Annotated in this window: 12 protein-coding genes and 1 pseudogene; 8 read left to right on the plus strand and 5 right to left on the minus strand. The window is 71.2% G+C overall.

Features of this window, described 5'->3' with window-relative positions:
- Positions 1 to 2 precede the first annotated feature (2 nt).
- Entirely contained in the window at positions 3 to 1,595 is a 1,593-nt protein-coding gene (mdlC, locus tag ASF45_RS05455; RefSeq protein ID WP_056658197.1) for a benzoylformate decarboxylase, read from the minus strand.
- A gap of 81 nt (positions 1,596 to 1,676) precedes the next feature.
- Here mdlC and ASF45_RS05460 point away from each other — a divergent pair, with 81 nt between their 5' ends.
- The 6 genes and pseudogenes from ASF45_RS05460 (at position 1,677) to ASF45_RS05485 (ending at position 9,252) form a co-directional block, all read left to right on the plus strand.
- Positions 1,677 to 2,591 (plus strand): LysR substrate-binding domain-containing protein, encoded by a 915-nt coding sequence (locus ASF45_RS05460; protein ID WP_056658200.1) that lies wholly within the window; start codon positions 1,677 to 1,679, stop codon positions 2,589 to 2,591.
- Between the two features lie 59 nt (positions 2,592 to 2,650).
- Positions 2,651 to 4,380, plus strand: a pseudogene (locus tag ASF45_RS05465) (alkaline phosphatase).
- Positions 4,381 to 4,556: 176 nt separating this feature from the next.
- On the plus strand, positions 4,557 to 6,083 hold the full coding sequence (locus tag ASF45_RS05470) for an ABC transporter ATP-binding protein (protein WP_056658203.1): 1,527 nt from the start codon (positions 4,557 to 4,559) through the stop codon (positions 6,081 to 6,083).
- Entirely contained in the window at positions 6,070 to 7,140 is a 1,071-nt protein-coding gene (locus ASF45_RS05475) for an ABC transporter permease (protein WP_056658206.1), read from the plus strand. Before ASF45_RS05470 ends, ASF45_RS05475 begins: the two co-directional genes overlap by 14 nt.
- On the plus strand, positions 7,140 to 8,060 hold the full coding sequence (locus ASF45_RS05480; protein ID WP_056658209.1) for an ABC transporter permease: 921 nt from the start codon (positions 7,140 to 7,142) through the stop codon (positions 8,058 to 8,060). The genes ASF45_RS05475 and ASF45_RS05480 overlap by 1 nt, the downstream gene beginning before the upstream one ends.
- A 37-nt stretch (positions 8,061 to 8,097) precedes the next feature.
- The gene (locus tag ASF45_RS05485) at positions 8,098 to 9,252 is read left to right on the plus strand and encodes a BMP family ABC transporter substrate-binding protein (protein ID WP_056658212.1); all 1,155 of its coding nucleotides are present in this window, start codon (positions 8,098 to 8,100) and stop codon (positions 9,250 to 9,252) included.
- A 46-nt stretch (positions 9,253 to 9,298) separates the two neighbouring features.
- On the opposite strand, the gene ASF45_RS05490 is transcribed toward ASF45_RS05485, so the two are convergent.
- On the minus strand, positions 9,299 to 10,759 hold the full coding sequence (locus ASF45_RS05490) for a SulP family inorganic anion transporter (protein ID WP_056658215.1): 1,461 nt from the start codon (positions 10,757 to 10,759) through the stop codon (positions 9,299 to 9,301).
- A gap of 68 nt (positions 10,760 to 10,827) precedes the next feature.
- Here ASF45_RS05490 and ASF45_RS05495 point away from each other — a divergent pair, with 68 nt between their 5' ends.
- Together ASF45_RS05495 and ASF45_RS05500 are read left to right on the plus strand one after the other, a co-directional pair.
- Positions 10,828 to 11,877 carry an adenosine deaminase gene (locus ASF45_RS05495; protein WP_056658218.1) on the plus strand — a complete coding sequence of 350 codons (1,050 nt, stop codon included), beginning with the start codon at positions 10,828 to 10,830 and terminating at the stop codon, positions 11,875 to 11,877.
- Between the two features lie 7 nt (positions 11,878 to 11,884).
- Complete coding sequence (locus ASF45_RS05500) at positions 11,885 to 15,319, plus strand: DEAD/DEAH box helicase (RefSeq protein ID WP_235580829.1); 3,435 nt, start codon at positions 11,885 to 11,887, stop codon at positions 15,317 to 15,319.
- Positions 15,320 to 15,326: 7 nt separating this feature from the next.
- On the opposite strand, the gene ASF45_RS05505 is transcribed toward ASF45_RS05500, so the two are convergent.
- The 3 genes from ASF45_RS05505 to ASF45_RS37050 are packed head-to-tail and all read right to left on the minus strand — an operon-like array spanning position 15,327 to position 17,804.
- Positions 15,327 to 15,854 carry an N-acetyltransferase gene (locus ASF45_RS05505; protein WP_056658221.1) on the minus strand — a complete coding sequence of 176 codons (528 nt, stop codon included), beginning with the start codon at positions 15,852 to 15,854 and terminating at the stop codon, positions 15,327 to 15,329.
- 1 nt (position 15,855) lies between these two features.
- On the minus strand, positions 15,856 to 16,476 hold the full coding sequence (locus ASF45_RS05510; protein WP_063887586.1) for an XRE family transcriptional regulator: 621 nt from the start codon (positions 16,474 to 16,476) through the stop codon (positions 15,856 to 15,858).
- A gap of 35 nt (positions 16,477 to 16,511) precedes the next feature.
- Positions 16,512 to 17,804 carry a nuclear transport factor 2 family protein gene (locus ASF45_RS37050; RefSeq protein ID WP_369802100.1) on the minus strand — a complete coding sequence of 431 codons (1,293 nt, stop codon included), beginning with the start codon at positions 17,802 to 17,804 and terminating at the stop codon, positions 16,512 to 16,514.

Below are 17,804 nucleotides of genomic sequence, written 5' to 3' on the forward strand. Positions count from 1 at the left end.
GTTCAGTCGACTTCGATTTCCAGCAGCGTCGGCGATGTCGCGGCCAGCGCCTGCGGCAACAGACGCTCCAGGGATTCGCCATCGGCCGCGCGCAGGCCCTGGCAGCCATGGCCATGCGCCAGCGCGACGAAGTCCAGGTCGGGCAGGGCGGTGCCGGGCAGTTCGGCGCCTGCCGCGAAGCCGAAGGCCGGCGCGAACATGTTGAGTGCCGCGTAGCTGCGGTTCTTGAGGATCAGCACCGTGAGCGGCAGCCGCAGCTGGGCCGCGCTCCACAGCGCCTGGATCGCGTACATGGCCGAGCCGTCGCCGATCAGCGCGATCACGCGCCGGCCGGGCCGGCCCAGCGCCACGCCCACGGCCGCCGGCAGGCTGTGGCCCAGGCCGCCGCTGCACATGGTGTAGAAGCTGGCGGCCGCGCGCATGGGCAACTGCTGCTGCATGGTGGCGCGGGCGCTGGGCGCCTCCTCGACCACCACGGCATCGGCCGGCCGCAGCTTGTCGAGCCGGTGCAGCACCCAGGCGGTGGAGGGGCGCTCGCCCGCGGCCGGGGCCGGCGGCACCGGGGCCGGCTGGCGCGCGGGCGGCGGCTCGCGGTGGCCTGCTGCTGCGGCCGGCCGTGCCAGCAGTTCCTCGACCGCGAGCCGGATGTTGCCGACCACCGCCAGGCCCACGGGCGCCCAGGCCGCGACCTGTGGGTCGTCGACGATCTGCGCCAGGCTGGCGCCGGCCGGCAGGTGTGGGCCCTGGCCCTCCACGTGGTAGGTGAAGGCCGCCGCGCCGAGCGCGAGCACGAAGTCGTGGCCAGAAAGCTTCTGCACGATCTGCTCGCGCATGGCCGGCAGGAAGCCGGCGAACAGCGGGTGGTCTTCGGGGAAGCCCGCCCGGCCCGACATGGGCGCGATCCACACGCGGGCCTGGTGGCGTTCGGCCAGGGCCACGGTGACGTCCCAGGCGCCAGCGCGGTCCGTGGCCGCACCGACCACCAGCGCCGGCCGGCGGCTCGCCTCCAGCAACTGGCCGATGCGCGCGAGCAGCGCCGGATCGGGCCGCGCCACCTGGCTCACCGTGCGCGCCAGCACGGGCTCGGTCGGCTGCGCCCAGTCGTCCGCCGGGATCGACACCAGCACCGGGCCCTTGGGCTCCTGCATGGCGACGTAGTAGGCACGTGCGATGGCGAGCGGCACATCCTCGGCGCGGGCCGGCTCCACGCTCCACTTGACATAGGGCTTGGGCAGCTCGGTCGCCTGGGCCGAGAACAGGAAGGGCTCGAACGGCAGGATGGAACGCGCCTGCTGGCCGGCCGTGATGACCATGGGCGTGCGGTTCTTGTGGGCCGTGAAGATGTTGCCCATGGCGTGGCCCACGCCGGCCGCCGAATGCAGGTTGACGAAGGCCGCGTTGCCCGTGGCCTGGGCGTAGCCGTCGGCCATGCCCACGACCACGGATTCCTGCAGGCCCAGCACGTAGCGGAAGTCGTCCGGGAAGTCGAGGAACAGCGGCAGCTCGGTGGAGCCGGGGTTGCCGAAGATGGTGTCGATGCCGAAGCTGCGCAGCAGCGCCAGCACGGCTTCGCGGACGGTGGGTTGGTCGGACATGGTGGCAGTCGGAAGGAACGGGAGCCCGCGATCTTCTGTCGCCGGGCTCATGCAATCAATAAAATGGTATGGATAAGAACCATGCGCCCTGTGCATATCAACGCACTCGACCTGAACCTGCTGCGGCTGTTCGATGCGATCGGCCGCACGCGCAACGTGAGCCGCGCGGCCGAGCTGCTGGACATCACCCAACCCGCGGCGAGCCAGGGCCTGGCGCGGCTGCGCACGCTGCTGCACGACCCGCTGTTCGTGCGCGCCGGCGCCGGCGTGCGGCCCACGCCCAAGGCCGAGGCCCTGGGCAGCGCGGTGCGCGAGGCGCTGGGCATCCTGGAGCAGGCGCTCAACGCGCAGGCCAGCTTCGATCCGGCCAGCGCGCGCCAGGTGTTCCGCCTGCATCTGTCCGACATCGGCGAGGCGCGCTTCCTGCCCGAACTCATGGCCGCGCTGCTGCGGGCCGCGCCGGGTGTGCGGGTGGAGACCATGCCCTTGCCAGCCGCCGAGATCGCGCCGGCGCTGGACGACGGGCGCATCGACCTGGCTTTCGGCTTCCTGCCCCAGGTGCAGGGCACCGAGCATGTGGCGCTGCTGCGCGACCGCTACATCGTGCTGCTGCGCGAAGGCCATCCGCTGCTGCGCACGCGCCGCAAGGCCGGCGACCTGCAATGGCTGCGCGAACTGGAACTGGTGGCCGTGCGCACGCACTCGGACACGCTGCGCATCCTCGAACTGCTGCAGCTGCAGGACCGGCTGCGGCTGACCACGCACCACTTCCTCGTGCTGCCGGCCATCGTGCGCGCGACCGACCTGGCCGTGGTGATGCCGCGCAACATCGCGCTGGGCTTTGCCGAGCAGGGCGGCTACGCGCTGGTGGAGCCGGCGCTGCCGCTGGCCGAATTCACGGTGTCATTGCACTGGAGCCGTCGCCACGCCAGCGAGCCGGCGCGGGCCTGGCTGCGCCAATTCATCGTGAATCTGTTCGCGACCGCTGCGGCTTAACGCGCACGTCATGGGGGGCCGGCAAGCTGCCTGGCTTTGTTTCTTCCACAAGGTCCCCGATGAAGAAGATCCCCGCGATGGTCAATCCGCTGGCCGAGGCCGTGCCCCCGCAACCCGGCCGTCGCCGCTTCGTGCGCCAGGTGGCACTGGGCGCCGCCGCCTTCGGCGGCCTGGCGCTGGCGGCTGCGGCGGCAGCGACGACGATCCCGAGGTCGCGTTCGCGCACGGCGTGGCCAGCGGCGATCCGCTCGCGGACCGCGTGATCCTGTGGACCCGCGTGAGCACCGCGGCCACGCAGGAGATCGCATTGCGCTGGGAGGTGGCCAGCGACAGCGGCTTCACCGCCATCGTCGCCAGCGGCGAGGCCCGCACCTCGGCCGCGCGCGACCACACGGTCAAGGTCGATGCCACGGGCCTGGCGGCCGGGCGCAGCTATTGGTACCGCTTCAACGCCTACGGCCAGCTCTCGCCCGTGGGCCGCACCCGCACGCTGCCGGCTGCAGGTGCCACCCAGGTGCGGCTGGCGGTGTTCTCGTGCTCCAACTACCCGGCCGGCTACTTCAACGTCTACGCCGAGGCTGCCAAACGCAACGACCTGGACGCCACCGTGCACCTGGGCGACTACATCTACGAGTACGCGCAGGGCGGCTATGCGTCGGCCAACGCGGCCGCGCTGGGCCGTCTGTCCGAGCCCTCCACCGAGACCGTGCAACTGACGGACTACCGGCGCCGCTACGCCCAATACCGCAGCGACGCCGACCTGCAGGCCCTGCACGCGGCCGTGCCCATGATCGCGGTCTGGGACGACCACGAGATCAGCAACGACACCTGGATGAACGGTGCGGAGAACCACCAGCCCGCAGAAGGCGACTTCGCCGCGCGCAAGGCCGCTGCCATCCAGGCCTACCACGAGTGGATGCCGATCCGCAGCGGTGCCGACACCGGGCGGATCTACCGCAGCTTCGACTTCGGCGGCCTGCTCGCGTTGCACATGCTGGACACGCGCGTGGTCGGCCGCGACGAACAGCTGTCCTACACCCCGTACATCACGCAGACCGGGCTGGACGCGGCCGGCTTCACGGCGGCCGTGGGCGATCCCGCGCGCCAGCTGCTGGGCAGCACCCAGGCCAACTGGCTGGCGGGTCAGATGGCCGCCTCCACCGCCACTTGGCAGGTGCTGGGCCAGCAGGTGCTGATGGGCCGCATGCAGGTGCCGGCGCCGCTGCTGTTCGGCCTGCTCGGGCTGGGCGGCGTCTCGCTGGCCGCGTACAGCGCCATCGCCGCCAAGGCCCAGGCTGCGCCGCAGACCCTGACGGCGCAGGAACTGGCCGTGCTGCAGGCGCCCGCGATTCCCTACAACCTGGACGCCTGGGACGGCTACCCGGCTGCGCGCGAGGCCGTGCTGGAGATGGCGCGCAGCCAGGGCAAGAACCTCGTGGTGCTGGCCGGCGACACCCACAACGCCTGGGCCAGCGACCTGCTGGACGCGCAGGGCCGCCAGGTCGGCGTGGAGTTCGCCACCTCGTCGGTCACCTCGCCCGGCTTCGAGGACTACCTGCCGGGCGAAGACCCGGCCGTGCTGGCCGGCGCACTGACCCAGCTGGTCGGCCCGCTGCAGTACTGCGACACGGCGCGCCGCGGCTACATGGTGCTGACGACCACGGCCGCCGAGTGCCGGGCCGACTGGACCTACGTCAACACCATCACCAGCCGCAGCTACCAGGCGGTGACGGACAAGGCCCTGCGCGTGCTGCCTGGCGCGGCCAACCGGCGCATCGTGGCGGTCTGAGCACGGCCGGCCTGGGGTTTCCCCGGGCCGTGGGCGCGGGGGCGGGGGCCCTTAACATCGCGCCCACGCTCGGTTTTGGTGCATGGCCGGCGGGGAAGGGCCGCCGTGGGGTGGCATCGACCTTGCTGGTGTGACCGAAACACATCCAAGACCCGCCCAGAGGTGCCCCGCTGTCCATGACCATTCCCCGATTGGCGCTCGCCAACATCACCAAGGCCTACCCGGCCGTCGTGGCCAACAGCGACGTTTCGCTGACCGTGATGCCCGGCGAGACCCACGCCGTGCTCGGCGAGAACGGCGCCGGCAAGTCCACGCTGATGAAGATCATCTACGGCTCGGTCAAGCCCGACCAGGGATCGGTGACCTTCGACGGCCGCGAGGTGCACATCCGCAACCCGCAGGAGGCACGCGCCCTGGGCATCAGCATGGTGTTCCAGCACTTCAGCCTGTTCGACACGCTGACCGTGGCCGAGAACGTCTGGCTGGGGCTGGACAAGAGCCTCAAGCTGGCCGAGGTCACCCAGCGCATCACGGCCAAGGCCGGCGAGTACGGCCTGGACATCGACCCCACGCGGCCCGTGCACACGCTGTCGGTCGGTGAGATGCAGCGCGTGGAGATCATCCGCGCGCTGCTGACCGACCCCAAGCTGCTGATCCTGGACGAGCCGACCTCGGTGCTCACGCCGCAGGCCGTCGAGAAGCTCTTCGTGGTGCTCAAGAAGCTGGCGGCCGAGGGCTGCAGCATCCTGTACATCAGCCACAAGCTGCACGAGATCCGCGAACTCTGCACGGCCTGCACGGTGCTGCGCGGCGGCAAGGTCACGGGCGTGTGCAACCCGCGCGAGGAGAGCAATGCCTCGCTGAGCCGGCTCATGATCGGCGCCGAGCCGCCGGCCCTGCAGCACCGTGAGGTGAAGGCCGGCGCCACCGTGCTGCAGGTGCAGGGCCTGAGCCTGGCGCGCGAGGACCAGTTCGGCGTCGACCTGGAGGGCATCGACCTGGACGTGCGCGCGGGCGAGGTGGTCGGCATCGCCGGCGTTTCGGGCAACGGGCAGAAGGAACTGCTCTACGCGCTGTCGGGCGAGGACTGCCGTGCCCAGCCCGCCATGGTGCGCATCTTCGGTCAGGACGCGGCACGCCTGCGGCCTGGCCGCCGTCGCGCGCTGGGCCTGCATTTCGTGCCCGAGGAGCGGCTGGGCCGCGGCGCCGTGCCCACGCTGAGCCTGGCGCACAACCTGCTGCTGACGCGCAACGACGCCGTCGGCAAGAGCGGCTGGATCCGGGTGCGCCGGCTCACCGAGCAGGCGCGCGAGACGATTGCGCGCTACAAGGTCAAGGCCGGCGGGCCGCAGTCAGCGGCCAAGTCGCTGTCGGGCGGTAACCTGCAGAAGTTCATCGTCGGCCGCGAGATCGACGCCAATCCCAAGCTCTTGATCGTCTCGCAGCCAACCTGGGGCGTGGACGTGGGCGCGGCCGCGCAGATCCGCGGCGCCATCCTCGCGCTGCGCGATGCAGGCTGCGCCGTGCTCGTGGTCAGCGAGGAGCTGGACGAGCTGTTCGAGATCAGCGACCGGCTCTACGTGATCGCCAAGGGGCGGCTGTCGCCCTCCGTGGCGCGCGCGCAGGCGACGGTGCCGCAGATCGGCGAATGGATGTCGGGCCTGTGGACCGGAGCAGGGGAGGCGCAGCATGCTCAAGCTTGAAGCCCGCCCCGAACCGTCGAAGTTCTGGAGCTTCGGCTCGCCGCTGCTGGCGCTGGCCATCACGGTGGGGATCGGCACCTTGCTGTTCATCGCGCTGGGCAAGGACCCGCTGCGCGGCCTCGGCGTGTTCTTCTGGGAGCCGCTGCGCAACGCCTACGCACTCGGCGAGCTCATGGTCAAGGCCACGCCGCTGCTCATCATCGCGCTGGGCCTGGCCGTGTGCTTTCGCTCCAACGTCTGGAACATCGGCGCCGAGGGGCAGTTCGTGATCGGCGCGGTCTGCGCGGGCTGTGTCGCGCTGATGGCCGGCAAGGGCACGTCGGGCTGGATCGTCGTGCCCATCCTGCTCGCCGGCATCCTGGGCGGCATGGTCTGGGCCGGCATCGTGGCGCTGCTGCGCGATCGCTTCAACGCCAGCGAGATCCTGGTCAGCCTGATGCTGGTCTACGTGGCGATCCACTTCCTGGGCTACCTGGTGCAGGGGCCGCTCAAGGACCCGGGCGGCTACAACTTCCCGCAGAGCAAGACCTTCGAGGCCGTCACGCAGATCCCGCGGCTCATGAAGGGCTCGCGCGTGAGCGTCGGCCTTCTGATCGCGCTGCTCGGCGCTGGGGCGCTGTGGGTGTTCCTGTTCCGCACGCGGGCGGGCTTCGCGCAGCAGGTCGGCGGCCTGGCGCCGGCGGCGGCGCGCTACGCGGGCTTCTCGTCGCGCCGCGCGCTGTGGATCGCGCTGCTCACGTCCGGCGGCGCGGCCGGGCTGGCCGGCGCGCTGGAGGTGGCCGGCCCGATCGGCCAGCTCACGCCCTATGTGCCGGCGGGCTACGGCTTCGCGGCCATCATCGTGGCCTTCGTCGGCCGCCTGCATCCCATCGGCATGGTGTTCTCGGCCATCCTCATGAGCATGTTCTACATCGGTGGCGAACTCGCGCAATCGCGCCTGGGCCTGCCCAAATCGCTCACAGGCGTGTTCCAGGGCCTCCTGCTGTTCACACTGCTGGCCTGCGACACGCTGATCGCTTACCGTGTGCGCTTCACCGGCCTGCGGAGGGCTGCGTGATGGACGCGTACGCACTCTTGCTGGCCGCCACGCTCAATGCAGGCACCGTGCTCGCGCTCGCGGCGCTGGGCCTGCTCATCAACGAGAAGGCCGGCATCATCAACCTGGGCGCCGAGGGCATGATGCTGTGCGCCGCCATCGCCGGCTTCGCGGCCGCCGTGCACAGCGGCAGCACCTGGGTGGGCTTTGCGGCCGGCATGGCGGCCGGCGCGGCCATGGCCGCGGCCTTCGGCGTGCTCGTGATCTGGTTCAACACCAACCAGTACGCCACGGGCCTGGCGCTGAGCCTGTTCGGCAGCGGCTTCTCGGCCTTCGTGGGCGTGGGCTATGTGCAGGAGAAGCTGCCGCCTTCGCCGCAGTACGCGATCCCGGTGCTGGCCGACATCCCGTGGTTCGGGCCGGCGCTGTTCCGCCACCATCCCATGGTCTACATCGCCGTGCTGTTCACGTTCGCGCTGATCTGGTTCCTGATGCGCACGCGCGCCGGCCTGGTGCTGCGCTCGGTCGGCGAGTCGCCCGAATCCTCGCACGCGCTAGGCTATCCGGTGCGGCGCATCCGCTTCCTCGCGGTGCTGGCCGGCGGCGCGCTGTGTGGGCTGGCGGGCAGCTACCTGTCGGTGGTCTACACGCCGCTGTGGGTCGAGGGCATGGTGGCTGGCAACGGCTGGATCGCGCTGGCGCTGACCACGTTTGCCACCTGGCGGCCCGCGCGCGTGTTGCTGGGCGCCTATCTGTTCGGCGGCGTCGGCCAGCTGGGATTTTTCCTGCAGAGCCAGGGCGTGCAGGTGCCCAGCCAGTTCCTGTCGATGCTGCAGTACATCGCGCCGGTGGTAGTGCTGGCCATCATCTCGCGCAACCCCGCGTGGATCCGGGCCAACATGCCCAATTCCATCGGCAAGCCCTTCTACCCCGGCTCATAATCGGGCCGCTTTTTTCGTTGACACCTCCGGAGAATCCATGACCGACCAGAACAAACGTTCGATGCTGCGCGTGCTTGCGCTGAGCGCAGCGGCCGCCGCCGCGCTGGCCGCCTGCGGCAAGAAGGAAGAGCCGGCGCCCGCACCGGCACCGGCCGCCGCCGCACCGGCGCCCGCGCCCAAGGCCGAGCCGCTCAAGATCGCGTTCGCCTACGTCGGCCCGGTCGGCGACGGTGGCTGGACCTTCGCGCACGACAACGCGCGCAAGGCGCTGGAGAAGGAATACGGCGACAAGATCGTCACCAGCTTCGTCGAGAAGGTGCCCGAGTCGGCCGACGCCGAGCGCGTGTTCCGCGACCTCGTGGGCCAGGGCAACAAGCTGATCTTCGGCACCACCTTCGGCTACATGGAGCCCATGCTCAAGGTCGCGCCCGATGCGGCCGACGTGAAGTTCGAGCACGCCACCGGCTACAAGACCGCGCCCAACCTGCGCACCTACGACAGCCGCACCTACGAAGGCGCCTACATGGCCGGCGTGATCGCCGGCGCCATGACCAAGAGCAACACGCTGGGCGTGGTGGCCTCCATTCCAATTCCGGAAGTGGTGCGCAACATCAACAGCTTCACGCTCGGCGCGCAATCGGTGAACCCCAAGATCACGACCAAGGTGGTCTGGGTCAACGAGTGGTTCAACCCGCCCAAGGAAACCGAGGCCGCCACCGCGCTGATCAACGGCGGTGCCGACGTGCTGATGCAGAACACCGATTCGGCCGCCGTGCTCAAGACCGCGCAGGACAAGGGCAAGCGCGCCTTCGGCTGGGATTCGGACATGACGGCCTACGGCCCGCAGGCCCACCTGGGCTCGGCCATCATCAACTGGGCGCCGTACTACATCAAGGCCACCAAGGACGCGCTGGAAGGCACCTGGTCCACGGGCGCCGTCTGGTGGGGCGTGAAGGAAGGCGCGATCGACATGGTCTCCATCGCCGCCGACGTGCCGGCCGAGACCAAGGCCAAGATCGACGAGATCAAGAAGGGTCTGAAGGACGGCAGCTTCGCGATCTGGAAGGGGCCGATCGTCGACAACACGGGCAAGGAAGTCGTGGCGGCGGGCGCCGTGGCCGACGACCAGTTCCTGTCGGGCGTGAAGTTCTACGTCAAGGGCGTGGAAGGCAAGGTGCCGGGCGACAAGTAAGCTGCGCCTGCACAGTAACGGCCGCCTTTGGGCGGCCGTTGTCTTTTCAACGCTGCGGCGCGAGCCGGTCGATCAGCACCGCGCTGGCCGCGTTGAGGCCGACCACCTCCACCGTGCAGCCATGGTGGCGCAGCCGCTGCACGACCTTGTCGAGCGCGGCCACGGCCGTCACGTCCCAGAAGTGGGCGCGCTCCACGTCGATGCGCACGGCGCGGCCCTCGGCGCCCAGCACGTCGAAGGCCTCGATGAAGGCGTCGGCCGAGGCGAAGAAGACCTGGCCCGTCACGGTCCAGCTGCGCAGGCCGGTGGCATCGTCCTCGGTGCGCACGTCCAGCATGTGTGCCACCTTGAAGGCGAAGAACACGCCGCTCATGACCACGCCCACGGCCACGCCGGCCGCCAGGTTGTGCGTGGCCAGCGTCACGGCCACGGTGGCCAGCATCACCGCGCTGGACAGGCGCGGGTGCCGCAACAGCGTGCGCAGCGAACCCCAGTCGAAGGTCGCAGCCGACACCATGACCATGATGGCTACCAGCGCGATGACCGGCACCTGCGCCACCCAGGGCTTGAGCAGCACCATGAGGATCAGCAGGAACAGGCCCGCGAACAGGGTGGACAGCCGGCCGCGGCCGCCGTACTTCACGTTGCTGACGGTCTGGCCGATCATGCCGCAGCCCGCGATGCCGCCGAACAGGCTGGCGGCGATGTTGGACAGCCCCAAGCCCGTGCACTCGCGGTTCTTGCTGCTGGGCGTGTCGGTCATCTCGTCGACGACGCTGGCCGTCATCATGGATTCGAGCAGGCCGACCATGGCGATGGCCAGGGCGGGCAGGGCGATCAGGCGCAGTGTCTCCAGCGTCAGCGGAACGCCGGGCCAGCCGAACTGGGGCAGCGTGTCGGGCAGCTTGCCGAGGTCCGCCACGGTGGCCAGGGGCAGGCCCAGCGCCAGCGACAGGCCGGTCAGCACCAGGATGCAGATCAGCGGCGAGGGCAGCACGGTGAACAGCCGGAACGGCAGCCGCGGCAGGCCGTAGATCAGCATCAGACCCAATGCCAGCATGGCCCAGGTGGCGCCGTTGGCCCCGTCCAGGTGCGGCAGCTGGGCCGCGAAGATCAGCACCGCCAGCGCGTTGACGAAGCCCGTGCGCACCGAGCTGGAAACGAAGCGCATCAGCACGCCCAGACGCAGCAGGCCGAAGCCGATCTGCACGAGGCCGGCCAGCAGACCCGCCGCCAGCAGATACGGCAGCCCGTGCGACTGCACCAGCGGTGCTGCAACAAGCGCCACCGAGCCGGCCGCGGCCGAGACCATGGCCGGGCGCCCGCCCGTGAACGCGATCACGATGCTGATGACGAAGGAGGCGAACAGGCCGACCGAGGGGTCGACCCCGGCCACGAAGGAGAAGGCGATGACCTCGGGGATCAGCGCGAAGGTGGCGACGGCACCGGCCAGCAGTTCGCGTGGAATGCTGGGGCACCATTCCGCGCGCAGGCGGGAGAGCGACATGGGGAACCGGTGGGCGAAAAGGGCGCGATATTAGGACAGTGGCGCGCTTTACGCCTTAGAGTTGCGCCATGACACCCCACGCCCTGAATTTCTCCGCCATCCCGGCCGAGCGCTTGCCCGAACTGCTGCGCGGCATGCCCAAGGCCGAGCTGCACATGCACATCGAAGGCTCGCTGGAGCCCGAACTGATCTTCGCGCTGGCGCAGCGCAACGGCGTGGCCATTCCCTACGCCAGCGTGGAAGACCTGCGCAAGGCCTACGCCTTCACCAACCTGCAGAGCTTCCTGGACATCTACTACGCAGGTGCCTCGGTGCTGCTCAAGGAGCAGGATTTCTACGACATGGCCTGGGCCTATCTGCAGCGTGCCGCGGCCGACAACGTCATCCGCACCGAGATGTTCTTCGACCCGCAGACGCACACGGCGCGCGGCGTGGCCATGGAGACCGTGGTGAACGGCCTGCACCGCGCCTGCGTCGACGCACAGTCGCAGCTGGGCGTCAGCGCCGAGCTGATCCTGTGCTTCCTGCGCCACCTGAGCGAGGAAGAAGCCTTCGAGACGCTGGAGCAGGCGCTGCCTTTTCGCGACAAGTTCATCGGCATCGGCCTGGACTCCAGCGAGGTCGGCCACCCGCCGGAGAAGTTCGCGCGCGTGTTCGCGCGCTGCCGCGAGCTGGGCTTCCACCTGGTCGCGCACGCGGGCGAGGAGGGGCCGCCGGCCTATGTGTGGACGGCGCTCGATCTGCTCAAGGTCGAGCGCATCGACCACGGCGTGCAGAGCACCAAGGACCCGGCGCTGATGCGCCGCCTGGCGGCCGACCGCATCCCGCTGACCGTGTGCCCGCTGTCCAATCTCAAGCTCTGCGTGTTCCCCGATCTGGCGCAGCACAACCTCGGTGCGCTGCTCGACGCCGGCCTGGTCGCCACGGTGAACTCCGACGACCCGGCCTACTTCGGCGGCTACATGAACGAGAACTTCCTGCAGACCTTCGCGGCCACGGGGCTCACGGCGCAGCAGGCCTTTCAATTGGCGGACAACAGCTTTGTGGCGACCTTTGCCGGTGCTGCGCAGAAGCAGGCCTGGCGCGACCGGCTGCAAGCCCACTTCGCCGGGTTCTGAGTTGCCGGTGGACCTGCTGATCGATCCCCAGTCCATCGCCCCGCACCTGCCTGCCGCCACCTACGCCCGTGGACTGCAGGTCTACCTGAACCAGGGTGTGCTCGAGCACCAGCTGCGCGCCGAGAGCGCGCAGCGCTGGCAGGTGGACGGCGTGGTGCGCGGCAGCGAGCGCGAACCCTACGACACCAGCCTGGTGATGGAACTGGGCGACGACGGCCAGGTGCTGCGCTTCGACGCCAGTTGCTCCTGCCCGGTGGCGCAGCGCTGCAAGCATGCGGTGGCGCTGGCGCTCAAGGCCGCCTATGCCGCGGGCGCCGTGCGTCGCCCGGCGACGCCGGCCACCAGGCCAGCGCCGCAGCCGGCTGTGGCCGCGCCGCGTGCGGAGGCGGCCATGCACGCCTGGCTGGACCTGTTCGACACCGCACCCGTGGACAGCGCCGCGCGCGCGGCGGCGGGCAACGCCGACGTGCCGCTGTACCTGCTGTCGGTGGCGCCGCAGGCCGCGTACGGCACGCGCGAGCCGCCACGCCTGCAGCTGGCCTGGCAGGTGTCGCGCGCACTCAAGCGCGGCGGCTGGTCCAAGCCCAAGGTGCCCGGCCACGACGCCCTGCTGCGCATTGCCGCGCTGGCCACCGCCGAGCCCAACGACGACCGCGAGTGCGTGCGCCTGATCCAGTCCCTGGGCGGGCAGCGCCATGGTTACGGCACGACCCACAGCGGCACCGTCGACGGCGCGGTCGGCAGCCTGGCCCTGCAGGCCGCCGCGCGCACGGGCCGGCTGTTCGCGGTGGTCGAGTCGGGCGAGATGGGCGAGACCCCGCTGCGCTGGGGCCCGCCGCGCCGCCTGCTGTGGCAATGGCACGAGACCAAGCAGCCGCGCGAGGCCGAGAGCCTGTGGGTGCTGCGCGCCGGCGTGGCGGAGCAGGGCGCCGACCCCGAGGCCGCTGACGCCAGACCCGCGCCGCGCACGGGCGTGTACGGTGCCCAGTCGCCGCTGTACCTGGACCTGGAACACCGCTGCTGCGGCCCGGTGGACAGCCCGGGCCTGGACGCGGCCCAGCTGCGCCTGCTGCTGGCCGCGCCGCCGCTGCCGCAATCGGCCTTCGGCGATGAGCACAGCCGTCTGCTCGAACGCCTGGCCGGCCTGCCGCTGCCGCCCGTGGTGGCGCCGCCCGAGCGCTGGCCGCAGGTGCCACCCGTGCCCTGCCTGCGGCTGGCGCGCGTTCCGGCCGCCGAGCGTGCGCAGCGCGGCCTGCTGCGCGCCACGCTGGACTTCGACTACGCCGGCCTGCGCGGCCACTGGTTCGTGCCGCAGGCCCAGGTGCTGGTCGCGCACGCCGGCCGCCGCGTGGTGTTGACCCGCGATGTGGCCGCCGAGCGCGGGGCCGAGGCGCGCCTGCAGGCCCTGGGCCTGGTCGGCGACGCCGTGTCGCGCTTCCATCTGTCGGCCGCCAGCATGGTCTGGCTGGACTGGGCGATGGACGATTGGGCGCCGCTGCGCGCCGCGGGCTTCGACGTGCAGGCCGATGCGGACCTGGCCGGCTTCGTGCAGCAGGCCGACGCGCTGCTGGTGCAGGTGGCATCGCCGCCGCCCGGCCACGACGACGCCGCGCTCGAGGACGCCTTGCGGGCCGGCACCGATGTCGCCTGGTTCGACCTCTCGCTGGGCATCGCCATCGACGGTGCGCGCCACAACGTGCTGCCCTGGTTGCCGGCGCTGCTGCGGCAGGTGCGCTACACGCCCGACGGCCCGCAGATGCCGCCATGGCTCTGGCGCGAGCAGCTCGATGGCCGCTGGCTGCGCCTGCCCTCGGCGCCGCTGCAGCCCTGGCTGCAGGCGCTGCTGGACCTCGTGGGCGAGCGCCCCGAACGCGATCTGGAGGCCGATGCCTTGCGGCTGTCGCGCCTGGAGGCCCTGCGCATGGGCGTGCTGCTGGGCGAGGGCGCGGTCTGGGATGGCGCCGAGGGCCTGCGCCAGCTGCTGCGCGAGCTCGTCGGCGGCGCGCCGCCGGCCGTGGCGCCGCCCACGGGCCTGAACGCGCAGCTGCGGCCCTACCAGCAGCAGGGCCTGAACTGGCTGCAGTTCCTGCGCCGGGCCGGCCTCTCCGGCCTGCTGGCCGACGACATGGGACTGGGCAAGACGCTGCAGACCCTGGCCCATCTGCTGCGTGAGCACGAGGACGGCCGGCTGGACCGCCCCAGCCTGGTGCTGGCGCCCGTCAGCGTGCTGGGCAACTGGCGCCGCGAGGCCGAGCGCTTCGCGCCGGCGCTGCGCACGCGCGTGTGGCATGGCGCCGACCGGCACAAGGCCGACTTCTCCGGCTGCGACCTGGTGGTCGCTCCGTACTCGCTGCTGCAGCGCGACCGTGAGCTCTGGCTGGGCCAGCGCTGGCACCTGGTGGTGCTGGACGAGGCCCAGCACATCAAGAACGCCAGCACCCAGGCCGCGCAGGTGGCGGCCTCGCTGCAGGCGCGCCAGCGCCTGTGCCTGAGTGGCACGCCCATGGAGAACCACCTGGGCGAACTCTGGAGCCTGTTCCACTTCCTGATGCCGGGCTTCCTCGGCAGCCAGGCGCGTTTCCGCGAGGTGTTCCGCCAGCCCATCGAGAAGCATGCGGACACCCAGCAGCTGGCGCTGCTGCGCAGGCGCATCACGCCCTTCATGCTGCACCGGACCAAGGCGGCCGTGGTCACCGAGCTGCCCGCGCGCAGCGAGAGCGTCTCGCCCGTGACGCTGGACGGCGCCCAGGCCGATCTGTACGAGACGATCCGGCTGGCGACCGAGAAATCCGTGCGCGCGGCGCTGGCGGACAAGGGCCTGGCGCGTTCACAGATCCAGGTGCTGGACGCGCTGCTCAAGCTGCGCCAGGTCTGCTGCGACCCGCGGCTGGTCAAGGCCACGCCGGGGGTGACCCGGGCGGCGGGCTCGGCCAAGCTCGACCTGCTCATGGAGATGCTGCCCGAGCTGCTGGACGAAGGTCGGCGCGTGCTGCTGTTCTCGCAGTTCACGGGCATGCTGGCGCTGATCGAGGCCGCGCTGCGCGAGCGCAAGATCCCGTTCGCCACGCTGACCGGCCAGACCCAGCAGCGCGACGCCGTGATCGAGCGCTTCACCAGCGGTGCCGTGCCGCTGTTCCTGATCAGCCTGAAGGCCGGCGGCACCGGGCTGAACCTGCCCCAGGCCGACACCGTGATCCACTACGACCCCTGGTGGAACCCGGCCGTCGAGGAACAGGCCACGGCCCGCGCGCACCGCATCGGCCAGCAGCGCCAGGTGATGGTCTACAAGCTGGTGGCCGAGGGCACGATCGAGGAGCGCATCCTGGACCTGCAGGCGCGCAAGGCGGCGCTGGCGCAGGGCCTGCTGCACGGCGCGGCCACGCGCGAGGCGCCGCTGTTCAGCGAGGACGATGTGGCCGAGCTGCTGCGGCCGATCGGTTGACGCGGCCTCACGGCAGCGCCCGGTAGAAGACGTGCGTGGCGCACAGCCCGCCCTGCGGCCACAGCGCATAACCGGGGATCACGCCGCAGGACTGCCAGCCGAGCCGGCGGTACAGCCGTTCGGCGTCGGAGCCGTCCACCGTGTCGAGCACCAGCAGCGTCTTGCCGCAGTCCCGCGCCAGGGCCTCGGCCGCGCGCATGAGGGCCTCGCCCAGGCCGAGCCGGCGTGCGCGCCGGTGCACCAGCATCTTGGCCAGGTCGGCGCGGTGCGGCTGGTTCTCGGGCTGGGCCAGCACCAGCTGCACCGTGCCGGCGATGCCCAGCGCATCCTCGGCCACGAGCAGCGCGCGTTCGCCGCGCGCCACGCCTTCGGCCACGCCGTGCCAGAACGCGTGGGCGCGCTCCGGCGCCAGCGGATGCATGAAGCTGACGGAGGCGCCGCCCTCGACGCAGTCGATCAGCAGATCGGCCAGTGCGTGGCGCTGGTCGGCGTCGATCTGCGGCAGGCGGTGGATCTGGAATGCAGGGGTGCTCATCTCATCTCCCGGCCGATGCCGCGTCCTCGCTGACGAGCACCACGGCGTAGCGCGCCGGCCGGCGCGTGGGGTTGCTGTAGAGGATGGGGCGGTCCAACGCATGGGCCAGACAGTCGCCGGTGGCGAGGTCGTGCACGGTCTCGCCCAGGCGGATCTGCATGCGGCCTTCCAGCACCCAGATCTGCTGGTGCACGCGCGGGCTGCGCGCGCCGGTGTCGTAGGCCACCTGCGCGCCGGCGGGGAACTCGACCTCCACGATGCGGATGGGCGACCCGGCGCCGGCCGGCGACACGTTGCGGCGCACATAGCCGGAGGCCGGGTCGCGCCAGAGCGGCTGCTCCGCACGGCGCGCGACGGGCTCCGTTGCCGCGTCGGGCGCGGCCTCGAACAGCGCCGCCAGCGGCACGCCCAGGCCCGAGGCCAGACGCTCGAGCACCACCGCCGTGGGGCTGCTCTCGCCGCGCTCGATCAGCGAGATCATGGAGCGGCTCACGCCGCAGTGGCTGGCGAGCGCGTCCAGCGATAGGCCGCGCGCGGCGCGCAGCTGGCGCACCTGCGCGGCGATGCGCTCGTGCAGAGATGGCTGGGCTTCTTCTGTCATGGTGGATGAATATTCCACCATATTGGATGACCTGGCAAGCCCCGTTGCCCGTCGGTTCAGCTGCGCTGCTTGCGCCAGGAGTCCTTCACGCGGATCTTGTCGCCATGGAAGGTGAATAGGTCGCAGCCATCGACCTCGATGCGCTGGCCATCGCTGGCGCGGGTGCCCACGAAGGTCCATTCCGACATGCCGCGCCGGCCCGTGACCACATGCCGCGCGCGGGTCCACTGCGCGTCGGGAAAGTCGGCCCAGGCGCGCAGGAAGCCGGTGCGCACCGCCGCGCGGCCGATGTAGCGCGTGCCGCCCGCGTCCGGGCCGGCTCCGCTGTGGAACACGCAGTCATCGGCCATGCAATCCATCAGCGCATCGATGTCGTGGCGCGTCCAGGCCTGGGCGAAGGCCTCGAGCCGGGCGACGCCGACGCTGGGGCGCACCAGGGCATCGTCCAGGAAGCGCAGCATGGCGTCCTCGACCGTGGCACAGGCCTCGCCGCCCGCCATGGTCGACTGCTGCAGCACCACGGGCGCGGCGCGGTCGTAGAAGTGCGGCTTGCCGGGCACCAGGTAGTGGCGCATGCCCAGGCCGGCTTGTGCCGCCCGCGAGGCGAGCGCCTCGGTACGGGGAGGAATCGCGGGCAGGTCGTGCTCGCCGTAGAACAGCAGCACCGGCGGCAGGCCGCGGCCGCCATGCACGTAGTACGCGGCGTCCTCCGCGTCCATGCCGGCCGACAGGCCGATCAGGGCGGCCGCGGGCACGCCCAGCGCGAAGGCGGCATAGGCCGCTGCGAAGCCGCCGGCGGAGAAGCCGCCGATCGCCATGCGCTCGGTGTCGATGCCCCAGCGCGCGGCGTTCTCGCCGATGAAGCGGAAGGCGTTGGCGACATCGGCGTACACCGCCTCGACCCCGTTCAGCAGCTCGTCGTGGCTGGCCGGCGGCAGGCCCAGCTGTGCGCGCACCCAGTCGATCCGCTCGCGCGAGGACGAGCCCCGGTCGCGCTTGATCGGCCAGGCCTGCGGCGCGGCACGCTCCTGGGTCAGCCGGTAGCCGATGGAAAAGCAGGCATAGCCGCGCGCGGCGAAGCGGGCGCAGTATTCGTGCACGGGCGTGTTGTGCGCGCCGTCCTGGTCGAACTCGTCGCGGTCCTTGGCGCCGCGGTGGTAGGCGCCGCCGTGCGCCAGCACCAGCGCCGGCCGGCCCGTGGGCGGCGCAGCGCCGGCCGGGAGGTAGGCGTCCATCCGCAGCGCGCGAACGCCTGGCCTGTCGGTTCCGTGGCCGATGGCGGCTTCGCCGTAGCACAGGTCAAGCTCGGTGCGGATCGGCGCGGCGCCGGCGCAGGAAGTCGTGGTCAT

The organism is Pseudorhodoferax sp. Leaf265 (genome assembly GCF_001422365.1).
Classification (GTDB): Bacteria; Pseudomonadota; Gammaproteobacteria; order Burkholderiales; family Burkholderiaceae_C; genus Pseudorhodoferax.